This window comes from [Mycobacterium] stephanolepidis, assembly GCF_002356335.1.
In the GTDB taxonomy this organism is placed as follows: Bacteria; Actinomycetota; Actinomycetes; order Mycobacteriales; family Mycobacteriaceae; genus Mycobacterium; species Mycobacterium stephanolepidis.
Genome location: NZ_AP018165.1, coordinates 1,606,472 through 1,619,856 on the forward strand (window position 1 = coordinate 1,606,472; position 13,385 = coordinate 1,619,856).

13 protein-coding genes and 1 pseudogene are annotated in these 13,385 nt (G+C 65.0%); 9 read left to right on the forward strand and 5 right to left on the reverse strand.

The window, feature by feature from the left end; genetic code table 11:
• The first annotated feature begins 36 nt into the window (after positions 1–36).
• The 9 genes from MSTE_RS07995 (at position 37) to MSTE_RS08035 (ending at position 8,088) form a co-directional block, all read left to right on the forward strand.
• Entirely contained in the window at positions 37–885 is an 849-nt protein-coding gene (locus MSTE_RS07995) for an AAA family ATPase (RefSeq protein ID WP_096505609.1), read from the forward strand.
• A 31-nt stretch (positions 886–916) separates the two neighbouring features.
• On the forward strand, positions 917–2,329 hold the full coding sequence (locus MSTE_RS08000; RefSeq protein WP_096500291.1) for a vWA domain-containing protein: 1,413 nt from the start codon (positions 917–919) through the stop codon (positions 2,327–2,329).
• A 71-nt stretch (positions 2,330–2,400) separates the two neighbouring features.
• Entirely contained in the window at positions 2,401–3,030 is a 630-nt protein-coding gene (gene nadD / locus MSTE_RS08005; protein WP_267888644.1) for a nicotinate-nucleotide adenylyltransferase, read from the forward strand.
• The gene (rsfS, locus tag MSTE_RS08010; RefSeq protein WP_096500295.1) at positions 3,027–3,440 is read left to right on the forward strand and encodes a ribosome silencing factor; all 414 of its coding nucleotides are present in this window, start codon (positions 3,027–3,029) and stop codon (positions 3,438–3,440) included. Before nadD ends, rsfS begins: the two co-directional genes overlap by 4 nt.
• Positions 3,437–4,102 carry a glucosyl-3-phosphoglycerate phosphatase gene (gpgP, locus tag MSTE_RS08015; RefSeq protein WP_030095142.1) on the forward strand — a complete coding sequence of 222 codons (666 nt, stop codon included), beginning with the start codon at positions 3,437–3,439 and terminating at the stop codon, positions 4,100–4,102. Before rsfS ends, gpgP begins: the two co-directional genes overlap by 4 nt.
• Positions 4,089–4,832: a diglucosylglycerate octanoyltransferase gene (octT, locus tag MSTE_RS08020; protein ID WP_096500297.1), complete on the forward strand. Its 744-nt coding sequence runs from the start codon at positions 4,089–4,091 to the stop codon at positions 4,830–4,832. The genes gpgP and octT overlap by 14 nt, the downstream gene beginning before the upstream one ends.
• A 3-nt stretch (positions 4,833–4,835) precedes the next feature.
• The gene (locus tag MSTE_RS08025) at positions 4,836–5,672 is read left to right on the forward strand and encodes a DegV family protein (RefSeq protein WP_096500299.1); all 837 of its coding nucleotides are present in this window, start codon (positions 4,836–4,838) and stop codon (positions 5,670–5,672) included.
• Positions 5,673–5,761: 89 nt separating this feature from the next.
• Positions 5,762–6,556, forward strand: coding sequence for a ComEA family DNA-binding protein (locus tag MSTE_RS08030; RefSeq protein WP_096500301.1), 795 nt, complete (start codon positions 5,762–5,764; stop codon positions 6,554–6,556).
• 104 nt (positions 6,557–6,660) lie between these two features.
• On the forward strand, positions 6,661–8,088 hold the full coding sequence (locus MSTE_RS08035; protein ID WP_096505611.1) for a ComEC/Rec2 family competence protein: 1,428 nt from the start codon (positions 6,661–6,663) through the stop codon (positions 8,086–8,088).
• Positions 8,089–8,094: 6 nt separating this feature from the next.
• Here MSTE_RS08035 and MSTE_RS08040 read toward each other — a convergent pair whose 3' ends face one another.
• The 5 genes and pseudogenes from MSTE_RS08040 to MSTE_RS08060 form a co-directional block, all read right to left on the reverse strand.
• Positions 8,095–9,510 carry an NAD(P)/FAD-dependent oxidoreductase gene (locus tag MSTE_RS08040; protein ID WP_096500303.1) on the reverse strand — a complete coding sequence of 472 codons (1,416 nt, stop codon included), beginning with the start codon at positions 9,508–9,510 and terminating at the stop codon, positions 8,095–8,097.
• Positions 9,511–9,594: 84 nt separating this feature from the next.
• Positions 9,595–10,920, reverse strand: coding sequence for a hypothetical protein (locus tag MSTE_RS08045; RefSeq protein WP_096500305.1), 1,326 nt, complete (start codon positions 10,918–10,920; stop codon positions 9,595–9,597).
• The gene (locus tag MSTE_RS08050) at positions 10,917–11,288 is read right to left on the reverse strand and encodes a hypothetical protein (protein ID WP_096500307.1); all 372 of its coding nucleotides are present in this window, start codon (positions 11,286–11,288) and stop codon (positions 10,917–10,919) included. The genes MSTE_RS08045 and MSTE_RS08050 overlap by 4 nt, the downstream gene beginning before the upstream one ends.
• 12 nt (positions 11,289–11,300) lie before the next feature.
• Complete coding sequence (locus tag MSTE_RS25185) at positions 11,301–11,459, reverse strand: hypothetical protein (RefSeq protein WP_096500309.1); 159 nt, start codon at positions 11,457–11,459, stop codon at positions 11,301–11,303.
• Positions 11,456–13,310 (reverse strand): annotated as a pseudogene (locus MSTE_RS08060) (hypothetical protein). The gene MSTE_RS25185 and the pseudogene MSTE_RS08060 overlap by 4 nt, the downstream one beginning before the upstream one ends.
• Positions 13,311–13,385: the final 75 nt, after the last annotated feature.

Here is a 13,385-nt window from a genome sequence, read left to right on the forward strand (position 1 = left end):
CCTGGAGTACGAGTGGACCGAACGCAGACCGCGCCGATGTTCAGCAGCATCGACGACGTGACCGCCCGGCTGGCAGAGACCGGATATCTCGCGGACACCGCCACGGCGACAGCGGTATTCCTTGCCGATCGGCTCGGCAAGCCACTCCTGGTGGAGGGACCCGCAGGCGTCGGCAAAACCGAATTGGCCAGGGCGGTGGCACAAACCACCGGTTCGGGTCTGGTACGTCTGCAGTGCTACGAGGGTGTCGACGAGGCGCGTGCCCTGTACGAGTGGAACCACGCCAAGCAGATTCTGCGCATCCAGGCCGGATCCGGTGACTGGGATGAGACCAAGACCGACGTGTTCGCCGAGGAATTCCTGCTGTCGCGGCCGCTGTTGACGGCGATCCGCCGCGAGGACCCGACGGTTCTGCTCATCGATGAGACCGACAAGGCCGATATCGAGATTGAGGGCCTGCTGTTGGAGGTGCTCAGCGACTTCGCCGTCACGGTTCCCGAACTGGGCACCATCACGGCCAGCAGGAAGCCCTTCGTGCTGCTGACCTCCAATGCCACCCGTGAACTGTCCGAGGCACTCAAGCGCCGCTGCCTGTTCCTGCATATCGATTTTCCCGATGCCGAGCTGGAGCGGCGCATCCTGCTCAAGAGGGTGCCCGAGCTGCCGGCCGCGCTGGCCGAGGAGCTGGTGCGCATCATCGGTGTACTGCGCAACATGCAGCTCAAGAAGGTTCCCTCGGTGGCCGAGACCATCGACTGGGGGCGCACCATCTTGGCGCTCGGCCTGGACACCCTCGACGACGCCGTCATCGCGTCGACGCTCGGCGTGATTCTCAAACATCACTCCGACCAGCAGCGGGCCGCGGGAGAGCTGAGGCTGAACTGATGAGCGCTCGAGCGAAGAAGAGACGGCGCTAATGCCCGCGCGTAAGCCTGCGAAGGTGGTGCTGCCGCTGGCGCCGCATGGTCTGCCGGGGCATCTGGTGGGCTTCGTGGAAGCGTTACGCGAACAAGGCATCTCGGTGGGTCCGTCGGAAACGGTGGACGCGGGCCGAGTGATGACGGTGCTGGGGCTGCAGAACCGCACGGAACTGCGCGAAGGGTTGGCATGTGCGGTGCTGCGCCGCGCCGATCACCGGCCCACATTCGATGTGTTGTTCGACTTGTGGTTCCCGCCCGCGCTGGGTGCCCGTTTCGTCGAGGTCGACGAGGACGGCATCGACATCGACGATATCGAGCAGGTGCGTGAGCAGCTGATAGACCTGCTGGCCTCCGACGCAGGCGACCTGCCACTGAACTCGCTGATCGCGCAGATCGTGGAGGCGTACGGCAAGTACAACTCCACCCGCGGAACCTCGTACTCGGCATACCAGGCCATGAAGTCGCTGTCCCTGGACCAGATCGAGGCCAAGCTGCTGCTTGGCCTGCTCGGCAGTGGCGAAGATGCATCGCCCTCGGATGAAGCGGTCGCGAAAGCGATTGCCAAACAACGTATCTCGAAGGTACGTCAGCTCGTCGAGGCGGAGACCAAGCGTCGCACCGCCGAACAGTTGGGGCGCGAGCGGGTGACCGCGTACGGGGTGCCGCAACTTGCCGAGAACGTGGAGTTCCTGCGGGCTTCGGGGGAGCAGCTGCGCAACATGCGCCGAGTGGTGCACCCGTTGGCACGGATGCTGGCCAGCCGGTTGGCGGCGCGGCGCCGACGTGCCCACACCGGTCAGATCGATCTGCGCCGCACCCTGCGCAAGTCCATGTCCACCGGCGGTGTGCCCATCGACGTCGTGCAGAAGAAGCCCCGCCCGGCGCGGCCGGAGCTGGTGGTGCTCTGCGATGTGTCGGGGTCGGTGGCAGGGTTTTCGCATTTCACGCTGCTTCTCGTGCACGCATTGCGTCAGCAGTTCTCGCGGGTGCGTGTCTTTGCGTTCATCGACACCACCGACGAGGTGACCCACCTGTTCACGCCCGATACCGACCTGGCCGAGGCCATTGTGCGGATCACCCGGGAGGCCCAGGTGTTCACCGGCGACGGACACAGCGACTACGGGCACGCGTTCAAGACGTTTGTCGAGAAGTTCCCGACGGTCCTTTCCCCGCGGAGTGCGTTGCTCATCCTGGGCGACGCACGCACCAACTACCGCAATCCGGCCGTCGAGGTGCTCTCGACGATGGTGTCCTCCAGTCGGCACGCTCATTGGCTCAACCCCGAGCCGAAGAACCACTGGGGAACCGGTGATTCTGCCGCCACGCGGTACCAGGACGCCATCGCCATGCACGAATGCAGATCGGCCAAGCAGCTGGCCACGGTGATCGACAACCTGCTGCCGGTCTAGCTCCGGTCGTTAGTCCAGTAAGCTGGCAATTCGTGCAATCTGACCCCGATGCTCCACGCGCAAGCGGCTCAGTGCAGCGGCGTCGACTTGGGGTGATGGGCGGGACATTCGACCCCATTCACAATGGTCACTTGGTTGCCGCGAGCGAGGTGGCCGACCGATTCGAGCTCGACGAGGTCATCTTCGTGCCGACGGGGCAGCCGTGGCAGAAGCAGGGGCGCAAGGTCAGCGCCGCCGAGCATCGGTACCTGATGACCGTCATCGCCACGGCATCGAATCCTCGGTTCACGGTCAGCCGGGCCGATATCGACCGGGGCGGCGCGACCTACACCGTCGATACGCTCGTCGATCTGCGGGACGCCCATCCCGATGCGGACCTGTACTTCATCACCGGCGCGGATGCGTTGGCATCGATCCTGTCGTGGGAGAACTGGGAGCAGCTGTTCACCTTGGCCAAGTTCATCGGGGTCAGTCGGCCCGGATACGAACTGAGCTCCGATCACATCGCCCATGCCGAGCTGCCGCCGGACGGGCTCTCGCTCGTCGAGGTGCCCGCGCTCGCCATTTCGTCGACCGACTGCAGAATCCGGGCGGGGCAGGCTCGCCCGATCTGGTACCTGGTGCCCGACGGCGTAGTGCAGTACGTCGCCAAACACCGCCTTTACGGCGGAAACAAGGAAGATCGAGGAGTCCACGCATGACCGCCGCAACAGAGGCCGTTGAGCTGGCGACGCTGGCCGCACAGGCCGCCGCCTCCAAGCTCGCCACCGACGTCGTCGTCATAGACGTCTCCGAACAGTTGGTCATCACCGACTGTTTCGTCATCGCATCGGCCTCCAACGAGCGTCAGGTGAATGCGATCGTCGACCAGGTCGAGGAGGTGCTGCGTCGGGCCGGACAGAAGCCGGTGCGCCGCGAAGGGGGCCGCGAGGGGCGTTGGACACTGCTCGACTACGTGGACGTGGTGGTACACGTCCAGCACGAGGATGAACGTAACTACTATGCGCTGGAACGGCTTTGGCGTGACTGCCCGACCATTGCGGTGGACCTGGACGCGTTGCCGGCGGATTTGTCTGCCGATGGTGAGGCCGACACGGAGGACGGCGCATGATCCGTCGATTGGTGCTACTGCGGCACGGGCAAACGACCTTCAACGCCGACAGCCGAATGCAGGGGCAGCTGGATACCGGGCTTTCGGATCTGGGCCGGGCGCAGGCAGTGGCCGCGGCCGAGGTGCTGGCCAAGCGGCTCCCACTGGTGATCGTGTCCTCGGATCTGCAGCGTGCGTACGACACCGCGACGGCGCTCGCGGACCGCTGCCATGTGGGGGTGTCCGTCGATGAGCGGCTGCGCGAAACACATCTCGGCGATTGGCAGGGCCTGACCCATCACGAGGTCGACGCCATTGCCCCCGGTGCCCGGGCCGAGTGGCGCGATGACGCGACGCTGGCGCCGCACGGTGGCGAGAGCCGCATCGATGTGGCCAACCGCAGCGTGCCCCTGGTCGCCGAACTTGTTGATTCGGTGACGGAATGGGGAACCGATGAGCGCGATCACCCGGTGGTTCTCGTTGCCCATGGTGGTCTGATCGCCGCGCTGACCGCCGCACTGCTGCGGCTGGATGTCAGCAATTGGCCGGTGCTCGGCGGGATGGGCAATGCGAGCTGGGTTCAGCTGGGCGGACATTCGGCCGACGGCGCGGGATTCGAGGACATTCGGTGGCGCCTGGATGTGTGGAACGCCTCGGCGCAGGTGACCAATGACGTCCTCTGACAAAGGTGCAGGGCGCAAGAAGCTACTGATCTTCGCGGACTCGTTGTCCTACTACGGGCCAACCGGGGGCCTACCCGCGGATGACCCCAGAATTTGGCCCAATATCGTTGGGCAGTATCTCGATTGGGATGTCGAACTGATCGCGCGCATCGGCTGGACCTGCCGGGACGTGTGGTGGGCTGCCATTCAGGACCCACGCGCGTGGGCGGCGGTTCCGCATGCCGGGGCCGTCATCTTTGCGACCAGCGGCATGGATTCGCTGCCGTCTCCGCTTCCGACGGCGCTGCGGGAGTCGATCAGACTGATCCGTCCACCGAGATTGCGGAGCTGGGTCCGTGACGGTTACGGCTGGTTGCAGCCCCGCCTTTCGCCGATCGCGCGGGTGGCGCTGCCACCGAAACTCACCGTGGAGTATCTCGAAAAGACCCGTGGTGCACTCGATTTCAATCGCCCTGGGCTGCCCATGATCGCCTCGCTGCCGTCGGTGCACATCGCCGAGTCGTACGGTCGCGTGCACTCCGGCAGGGAAGCCACCGCGCGCGCGATCCAGACCTGGGCCTCCGAGCACAAGCTGCCCGTGGTGGACCTCAAGGAAGCCGTCGGCGAGGAGATCTTCTCAGGCCGGGGAAACCCTGACGGGATCCACTGGAACTTTGTCGCACATGAGCGCGTTGCCGAATTGATGATCAACGCATTGCGGAGTGTGCTGCCCGAGCTTGGGGTTCGGTGACCCATGCCGGTTGTGGTGGTGACGGATTCAGGGGCGCGACTGCAGCCGCAAGATGCCGGCCTGCTGGGTATCCGGCTAGTGCCGTTGCACGTGTTGACCGGTGAGCAGGATCTGCGTGACGGTGTGGATCTCATCCCCGCCTCGGTGTACGAGAAGGGACGTGCCACCACCGCTGGTGCCTCACCCGCCGAGCTCAGCGAGGTGTATCGGCAGGCCCTGATCGACAGCGGCGGTGACGGCGTGGTCGCGGTCCATCTGTCCGGCAGACTGTCCAGCACATTCGAGGCTGCCGAACAGGCCGCTCGCGAGTACGGCGATCGCGTCCATGTCGTCGATTCGCGGTCGGCCGCGATGGGTAGTGGTTTCGTCGCGCTGGCCGCGGCGCGGGCCGCGGCGGCGGGTGCCGATCTCAGCGCGGCATATCAGGCGGCACGGGATGCGGTCGGGCGCAGTCGATGCGTCATGGTGGTGCACAAGCTGGACCATCTGCGGCGCAGCGGGCGTATCAGCGCCACCTCGTCCTGGCTGGGTACCGCGCTGGCGCTCAAGCCGGTGTTGCAGATCGACGATGACGGCAAGCTGGTTTTGGCGCAGCGTGTCCGCACCGCCACCAAGGCGATCGGGGCGATGGTCGACAACATCGTCGAATTTGTGGGGGAGCGCCGTGTCTCGGTGACTATCCACCACGTCGACAACACCGAAACCGCGGAGAAGGTCAACGAGCTGGTGTGCTCGCGATTGCTCACCGCGCATGATCCGGTGATCTCGGAGATGGGGCCGGTGTTGGCGGTGCATGTGGGCCCAGGTGCCGTCGGGGTATGCGCCGAACCCGTGGATTGACGTCGCTCTCGGTTTCCACAGTTCCGTATTCATCCACAGATCCCGCTTCATCCCTGGCCGGATGCATGGGCGCTTTCTAGCGTCGAGATATGGATTCCGAGCTGCTGCACCGACGCCTCGCACCGCCCGGGCGCGAGCTGGACGACGATGACGACGATGTGGGGGCGGCGGCAGGTGCGGAACCGGATTCCGCATTGCGTTGGCTTCCGGATTCATTGACGACGGACGGTGCGCGGGGTTGGTTGGAGTCCGTCCGTACCGACCCCGGTCGTGCCGGGGTCGTGGCCCTGGGTGCCATTGGCGTGCTGGCAGTACTGGTCACTGTTTTCACCGTGATGCGTCAGCCGCCGCCTCCGGTGAGCGCACATCTGCCTCCGGTGCAACCGGTTTCATCGAGTTCGGTGTCGGCGCCCAGTTCGTTGGTCATCAGTGTGGCCGGTCTGGTGAAAAGACCGGGCCTGGTCACGTTGGCCAGCGGTGCGCGGGTCGCCGACGCGGTGACGGCGGCCGGAGGTGCGGCCGACGGCGCCGATATCGTGACGTTGAACATGGCTCGGCCGGTGGCCGATGGCGACCAGATCGTGGTCGGCCTGGCTCCTGTACCCGGTCAGCCCGCGGGGATGGCGAGTTCCATCATCGCCGCCGGGCAATCGCCCTCCGCGGGTATCGTAGCCAGAGGGACAGCGCCGTCGGGGCGGGTAAACCTCAACACGGCAACGGAATCCGAGCTCGATGAGTTGCCCGGCGTGGGACCGGTCATGGCGGCGTCGATTGTGCGGTGGCGATCCGAGCATGGCAAGTTCACCAGCATCGACCAGCTCTCGGAGGTAGACGGGATCGGTCCCTCGCGGCTGGACAAGTTGCGTGCCCTCGTCGTGCTGTGACCCAAGCCAATCCGGTGAACGAGGTCCGCCCCGAAGACTCCGTCCTGGACCTGCGGCTGGTACCGCCCGCGCTTGCCGCCTGGGCGGCGACCGCCGCGGGAATCATGTGGCCAATAGGACATTTCAGTGCTGGCGTACTGGGTGTTGGGGTGCTTGCGGTGCACTTGTCTCGCCACCGCCTGAACAAGGTCTTCGTCGGCGCGGCGCTCGTCGTCCTGATTGCCGGTCTTGGATTCTCGGTGGCTGCGGCCCTCCGGCGCGATGGAGTGCAGAATCATCCTTTGCGCTCTCGCGTGGGACAGGTTGTCGCGGTGCAGCTGCGGGTCTTCGATGACCCGAGGCCGATCGCCGGGGGTCGGATGATGCTACGCGCCGACCTTGTAGCACTGGGTGATCCCGCACTCCCGAGCGCCGGTTCCGTGGTTGTCTTCGGGTCGGCGCCACTACTGGGTGCGATTGAGGTCGGAGACACGGTGCAGCTGCGTGCGGTGATCACGCGCCCCACCCGCCGCGACCTGACTGTCGCGACGCTCACCGCCACGGGAGAGCCCAGGGTCATCGGTCGCTCACCAATTGATGGGGCGGCCAATGGTGTTCGCGATCGATTTGTCGAGGTCGCGCGAACTGTACTGCCCGCCGAGCAAGCCGCACTGCTGCCGGCGCTCGTACTCGGGGACACCGGTGCGCTCGATGCGGGCACCGTCGCGATGTTTCGAACATCGGGACTCACCCATCTGATGGCGGTATCCGGGGCCAACGTGTCGATCGTGTGCGGGGCCATGCTGCTGCTGGGACGGCTGATCGGACTGCGGGCCTCGGTAGTGTTGGCGGGCCTTGTGCTGATCGGCTTCGTCATCCTCGTCAGGCCCTCACCGAGTGTGTTGCGCGCCGCGGTGATGGGTGCGATCGGGCTACTCGGCGTGTTGACCGCGCGGCGTCGACAGGCGATACCCGCCTTGGCGGCAACGACTTTGATTCTGCTGGCACTGTCGCCCGGTCTTGCCGTTGATATCGGTTTCGCCTTGTCGGTGGTCGCCACGGCGGCGTTGGTGGTGTTGGCGCCGCGCTGGTCGCTGCGCCTGACCGCGCGGGGTTGGCCCAAGCCATTGGCCGATGTGTTGTGCATCGCGGTGGCCGCACAGGTGGTTACCGCACCGCTGATCGCCGCGATATCGGGAAGCGTCAGCGTGGCATCCATCGCGGCCAATCTGGTCGCCGGGTGCGTGATCGCACCCATCACCATCCTCGGTACCGCAGCTGCGGGGCTTGCCGTCATCTCACCGCCGGCCGCAGGTGTGCTGGTGCGGTTCTGTGGCCCGGAACTGTGGTGGCTGCTGCGCGTCGCCGATTACGCGGCGGCGGGTGGATCGACGGCGATTCCGGTGCCCTCAGGAGCGGTTGGCTTCGTTATGGTTGCTGTGCTGCTTGGTATTTCGGTATGGCTGTGGCGTCGACGGTGGTTTCGAGCGCTGGCCTGGTCCGGGGCGCTGTGCGTACTCGCAGTGGTCATCTCGGCGAGGCTGGTCAGCTAGCCGTGGCTAGGTCCCGGCAAAGACGAGTTGACGCTCAGGTGCCTGTGGTACAGGTGTGTCGTGACGTCGCCAGCAGTGACGCAGTACTCGCAGCAGGAATGCGGGCCGTCGCATCGACAGCGGTGAATCGTGCATGTTGTTGACACGCAGAATCGTCTCGGTGATCTGAATGTCGTTGCGTGCTGCGATCATGACCCTGTCCGACCACCATGCCATCAGCTTCCACAGCAGGCGTTGGGTGAAAGGGGTGTCGGCAGGCATTGCGGTGAACAGCGGTGCCGATAGCTTGTTGTGCTGCCAGACCGTGTTGATCTGCCGACCGACGGTGTGGAAGTACCGGCGGGCCAGGTCGGCATCACCCTCGAAGAGGCAGTCCCGAAGCGCGACTGCTTCGAGGAGCGCCATGGTCATACCCTGGCCCTTGATGGGGTCCAGACTGCACATCGCATCACCGATCACCAGCAGGCCCTCCGGGAACTGCTCCATCTGGTCATAGCGTCGCCAGAGGGCCTCGCGGTACCTGAAGACGTGCACATCACCTATCGGTACCGCTGAACGGATGGTGTCCAGAAGCCGCCCGGGCACGAATTGCGCTGCGAACGAAATCATTTCATCGAAGGTGCTGGGCGGATCGCCCAGATTGAACTTGCCCAGGGTCAGCATCACGGTGCCGTTCTCGCAGCGCGCAATGGCTCCGCCGTACGGGCGTCCGGGCGCAGGGTTGAAGAAGGTGAGCTTGTCCATGTCGGCGTCGTCGGAAACATGCAGGAGCTGGCTCGCGTACGTCACCGGCGATTCCATGCGGACCGCGGCAGGCCGCGGGTAGCCGAGCCGATCGAGGAAGGTTTGGGTCCGCGGTGTACGCCCGGTGGCATCGATCACCAGATCCGAGATCAACGTCGTCACGAGGCCGGTAGATCGCCGTGCCACCCGAACGCCGGTGACGCGTTGCCCCTGGGTCATCGGCTCGATGACGTCATGGCCGTCCAGGAACTTCACATTGTCCAGACGCTGAACACGTTGTCGTACATGCATTTCCAGAAACGGTCGGGTCGCCAGGTAGAGCCGCAGCGTTTCGGGGTCACCGAACTTCCCCGATCGATGGAAGATCTCACGAGGCCCGATCAGCATCGTGATGCGCGACAGGTCGCCCTCGTCGCACACCGTGGCGCCGTTCGCCTGGAGCTCGTCGCGGATTCCGGGAAACAACCGCTCCAACCCCTGCGTGCCCGAGCTCATGAACAGATGAATGTGCTGCCCCTGGGGCACGCCGCTGCGCACGGCTGCGGTCTTCAATTCGTCGCGCTCGACCACGGTGACCATGTCGTAAGACTCCGAGAGCACCCTGGCTGCTAATAGTCCAGCCATTCCGGCCCCGAGAACTACCGCGTGATCTCTGTGTTCCCGCATTTCAGGTGTCATCGCAGATCCTTTCGTCCCGATGCACCCTACTCTTATGAACCTCTTACTTTCTTAGAAAAACCTTAAATTCGGGTGGCAATGCGGTCACCCACCGAACAGCAGATACAGCCCGGTGAAGGTGTAGCCCACCATCACCAGCATCATCGCCAACTGGCCGGTCACCTGGTGTTTCGTGGGCAGGACACGCAGCGCCCGATCGTGCGCGGCGACCACACCCGCGATATGCCCGGCCAGTACGAATCCCACCTTGAGGGTGGAAAGCACTGCGGGGTGCATCGACAAGACATAGGAGACGTCGACATCGGAGAGCCATCCTCGCCCGAGGGGGTCGGCGAGCCGCAGCAGCGTCTGCTGACCCCGCTCCACGAGATAGGTCAGATAGTGAGCGAACACGTATCCGATGACGATCGGGATCAGTGAATGCGCCAGCAGGCCTGGCAGAGTGCGACGAGTGGACGCGGTGACACCGCCGGTTGCGCGCGCGGCAAGCCAGAAGGTGGTGGCAACCGTGGCCACGAAGCCCGTCAGCCCAACGGTTCGGATCGTGACGGCCGCGATCGTCGAGTCGCCGGCAAGTTCGTCGACGAATGCGCGCCAGCCGGGCATGGCCGAGAAACTGTCGAACGCAGTCGAACCCAGCAGCACCGCGAGCACCGCCACGATGCCCGGCCTAATCGGTAGTGACGGCAGATGATCGAACGGGTTGCCGACAGCGATACGGCCATCGGCGTTGCGCCGCAACGGTGACAACCGCGAGGCCACCATGCTGTAGACCTCGAACGGATCGGCTCGCGCACACCAGCGGGTGCCGCAGGCCAGCGCGCCCGCGAGGGTTATCGCCACGTACACCAATAGCCAGATCTTCACCGCGCCAAGCGATCCGGGGTCGGTGCTGGCCAGTTCGAGCCAGACAAACATGTACAGACCCGCGGCCGCCGGCCAATATCCCCATCGCTGGGGGTAATCGGCGGGTGGGGGCCGTCGCGAGAACGGTAGTACTCGGTACACGGCTCGCACCGGTGACAGCACCCGCCAGGCGGGCCCGAACAGCAGCGACAGCGCGACCACGCCGACCCACAGCAGAACGTAGAAGACACCGGGCAGCGGATTCGTGGCGTCCTGCGGGCCGAGTGCCGCGGCCACGCCGATCCACGCGGTTGCCAGGAGCACCAGCGCGGTGCCGACCCGGCGGGTGGCCGGGCTATCGGCGGCGGCAGTGACCCAGGCGGGCAGCGGTCGCCCGGGCCGACTCGGGTCGAACCGGGGCTTTTTCCAGGCCAGTGCGACCACGGCGAAGGTGAACGTCAATGCCCACGCCGCGCCAATCAGTGCGTAGGAGTAGGGGATCGGAAGATCGGACGAACCACCCAGCCCGTGGGCGAGTACCGCCGTCGACCGATCGGCCGTCACGGCTGGACGGAGATCGTCGCGATCGTCTTCTTGAGCTTGTGAAGCTCGACATCGACCTTTCCGGGCACGCTGACGCTGAACTGGAACGTCTGGCCGCTCTTCGGCTCGATCTCGAAGCTATGGTCCGGAGTCGAGTGAACGTGCAACTCGTCGGCGGTATCGCTGTCTACGCGGATCACGATGCGTTCGGCGACGCGCGTCTGCAGCGTGGCGTTGGTCGGCGTGACGACTCCACTCTTGATGGTGACGTTGATGGTCAGCGGTGCGGGCGGCGCGCTGGAGTCGGTGGCCGGGGCCTTCGTCGAGGTGGTGCACCCGGCACAGGCCAACACTGCGATGGTGATCGCGGTCAGGGCTCTCATCGTCATGCTTGATTCCTCCTAGTCGGGGTGTTCTTCTTCGCCGAGCGGATCGTCCTCGTCGGCCTGGCGCCGGTCCCGCATAGCCACCCAGATGACCACGCCGGCCACCACAACCGCGGGTGCGAACGCGGGCAACGCCAACAGCAGCGAGTGATCGGCCAGGTATTCGACGCTCATGGGCCGTGCGACACCGGCTCCTTGGGATCCGGAGTCGGCAATGCGTCACTGGCGCTGCGAGTTTCGGTGCCATTGATACGTCCGGCGCCCCAGCTCAATGCGGCGATGAGCACCAGCGTGCAGAACAGCACCACCAGTGATGCCACGTTGAACAGCCACGAGGGATGGTTCTGGTTGCGTTCACGTTGAAGGATCGTCAGTTCCTGGGTGAACGGACGGGTGCTTGACGTCAACGCTGGTGTCTCCGGTGCGCCGATACCGGGATCGGCGGGAAGGAAGATCGGCACCCCGGTCATGGTGGTGCCGTCCTGCACACGCAGCAGCGTCTTCCACGACCCATACACCGGAATGGGCTGTGTCGAACGGTAATGGCCCTCACCGATCTTCTGCAGCCTGTCGATGGCCAGACCATGATCATTGGCCAGTCCGCCCTGCCAGGACAGGATTGTCACCCATTCGGGGTCGTCACTGATGAGGTCGCGCGGGTTGATCACCACGTCCGCCGAGACCATCCGCTTACCGCCGTCGTTGGACAGTTCATTCAATGTGATTGTCGCGGTGGCATGTTCGGGCACCTCGGTGCGCAAGCCGTTTGCTACCGCGGCACCCAGCACCAGCACCGTCAGGACGACCGCCGTGATGCTCACAGATCGTTTGGGCAGCTTCTGGCCGGTGAGCACCATGCCGAGCAGAGCGCCGCAGACGCCCATCGCGATGGCGGCGGGCACCGACATCGCCAGCGCTTCCGGCCACATGCTCAGTGGCCACGGGTAGCGATAGACGGCGCCGATCCAGAGCGATTCCAGCCAGAGGCCGACGGTGCCCACCCCAAGCCCCGCGATAGCGCCGAACAGTATGGGGCGCTTGATGAGCGGGGTCAGTGCGATGAGTTCGACGACCAGAGCCGGTCCGAGATACAGGGCAAACCAACTCGTGGGTCCGCCGAGGATGGGTCCGGCAAGCAACGAGACCGCCGCCCGCAGGACGATCGCGAGCAGGGCGCCGATGATGGCCGCGCCGCGGCCCATCACGGTCCGCGCGCACACCGCGGCGAAGGCAGCGGCCGCGGCGATCATCATGGGCTGCTGGACCAATCGGAACTGTTCGACACCGAAGTCGTATTCGATCTGGAACACCGACAGTCCGATGAACAAGCCGCCGAAGGACAAGTAGCGCAAGAACTTCACGAAATTGGTGTCGTCATCTGCATTGAAGCCGATGGCCCGGCGGCCTTCGTATTCCAGGATCAGCACGGAGACCAGCGACAGTCCGGCACCACCGATCAGCATCAGGTGCGTGGGGCCCCACAGCGTGACGTCCTGGCCGAAGATGCGGTGCCAGATGTCGTCCAACGGGAACCCGATCAACGCATACAGGCCGCACATCGCCATCAGCAGACCGCCCACCGGTGCGTACCAGGTGCGGGTGATGCGCACCGCCGCCGAACCGGGCCTGTCATAGGGCAGAACTATCGCCAGCGTGCCCGCGATGAACAGCAGGAACAATCCGAACAGGATGAAGTAATGCGCCGGGATTGGCCAGCGGGCCCGCGTCGCGGCCCTTGCCGATGTGCAGGCTGACATCCCAGATGAAACCGAACAGCGCCGCGACGATCGTCGAGACGAACAGGCAGATCTGCAGCGCCACCCAGGGTGGTCGATTGAACTTGTTGCCCACCTTGTCTGCGAGGTTCTGGAGCCAGGTGATGCGTCGCTGGCGGTGCAGGTATCCGATCCACAGCAGGCCGCCCGAGACGATCGTGGCAGCCACCGACATGCCGATCACCTGGTCGAGCGCGGCGCCGCCGCCTTCGTCGGCAGCAGCGATGATGTGCAGAGACTCCGTTGTCATGTGACCGGCCATCCTGTCCGCTGAGTGGGGGAGCAACAGTGCTACTGGTCGGTAATGTTTCCAGAATTTCTCGGC

Excerpts from the sequence above, each read along its gene's own strand:
- MSTE_RS08035 (WP_096505611.1), top strand. The coding sequence starts at position 6,661 with ATGTGGCCAATAGGACATTTCAGTGCTGGCGTACTGGGTGTTGGGGTG.
- rsfS (WP_096500295.1), top strand. The coding sequence starts at position 3,027 with ATGACCGCCGCAACAGAGGCCGTTGAGCTGGCGACGCTGGCCGCACAG.
- MSTE_RS08025 (WP_096500299.1), top strand. The coding sequence starts at position 4,836 with ATGCCGGTTGTGGTGGTGACGGATTCAGGGGCGCGACTGCAGCCGCAA.
- octT (WP_096500297.1), top strand. The coding sequence starts at position 4,089 with ATGACGTCCTCTGACAAAGGTGCAGGGCGCAAGAAGCTACTGATCTTC.
- MSTE_RS08050 (WP_096500307.1), bottom strand. The coding sequence starts at position 11,288 with ATGACGATGAGAGCCCTGACCGCGATCACCATCGCAGTGTTGGCCTGT.
- MSTE_RS08000 (WP_096500291.1), top strand. The coding sequence starts at position 917 with ATGCCCGCGCGTAAGCCTGCGAAGGTGGTGCTGCCGCTGGCGCCGCAT.
- MSTE_RS07995 (WP_096505609.1), top strand. The coding sequence starts at position 37 with ATGTTCAGCAGCATCGACGACGTGACCGCCCGGCTGGCAGAGACCGGA.
- gpgP (WP_030095142.1), top strand. The coding sequence starts at position 3,437 with ATGATCCGTCGATTGGTGCTACTGCGGCACGGGCAAACGACCTTCAAC.
- MSTE_RS08030 (WP_096500301.1), top strand. The coding sequence starts at position 5,762 with ATGGATTCCGAGCTGCTGCACCGACGCCTCGCACCGCCCGGGCGCGAG.
- MSTE_RS08040 (WP_096500303.1), bottom strand. The coding sequence starts at position 9,510 with ATGACACCTGAAATGCGGGAACACAGAGATCACGCGGTAGTTCTCGGG.
- MSTE_RS25185 (WP_096500309.1), bottom strand. The coding sequence starts at position 11,459 with ATGAGCGTCGAATACCTGGCCGATCACTCGCTGCTGTTGGCGTTGCCC.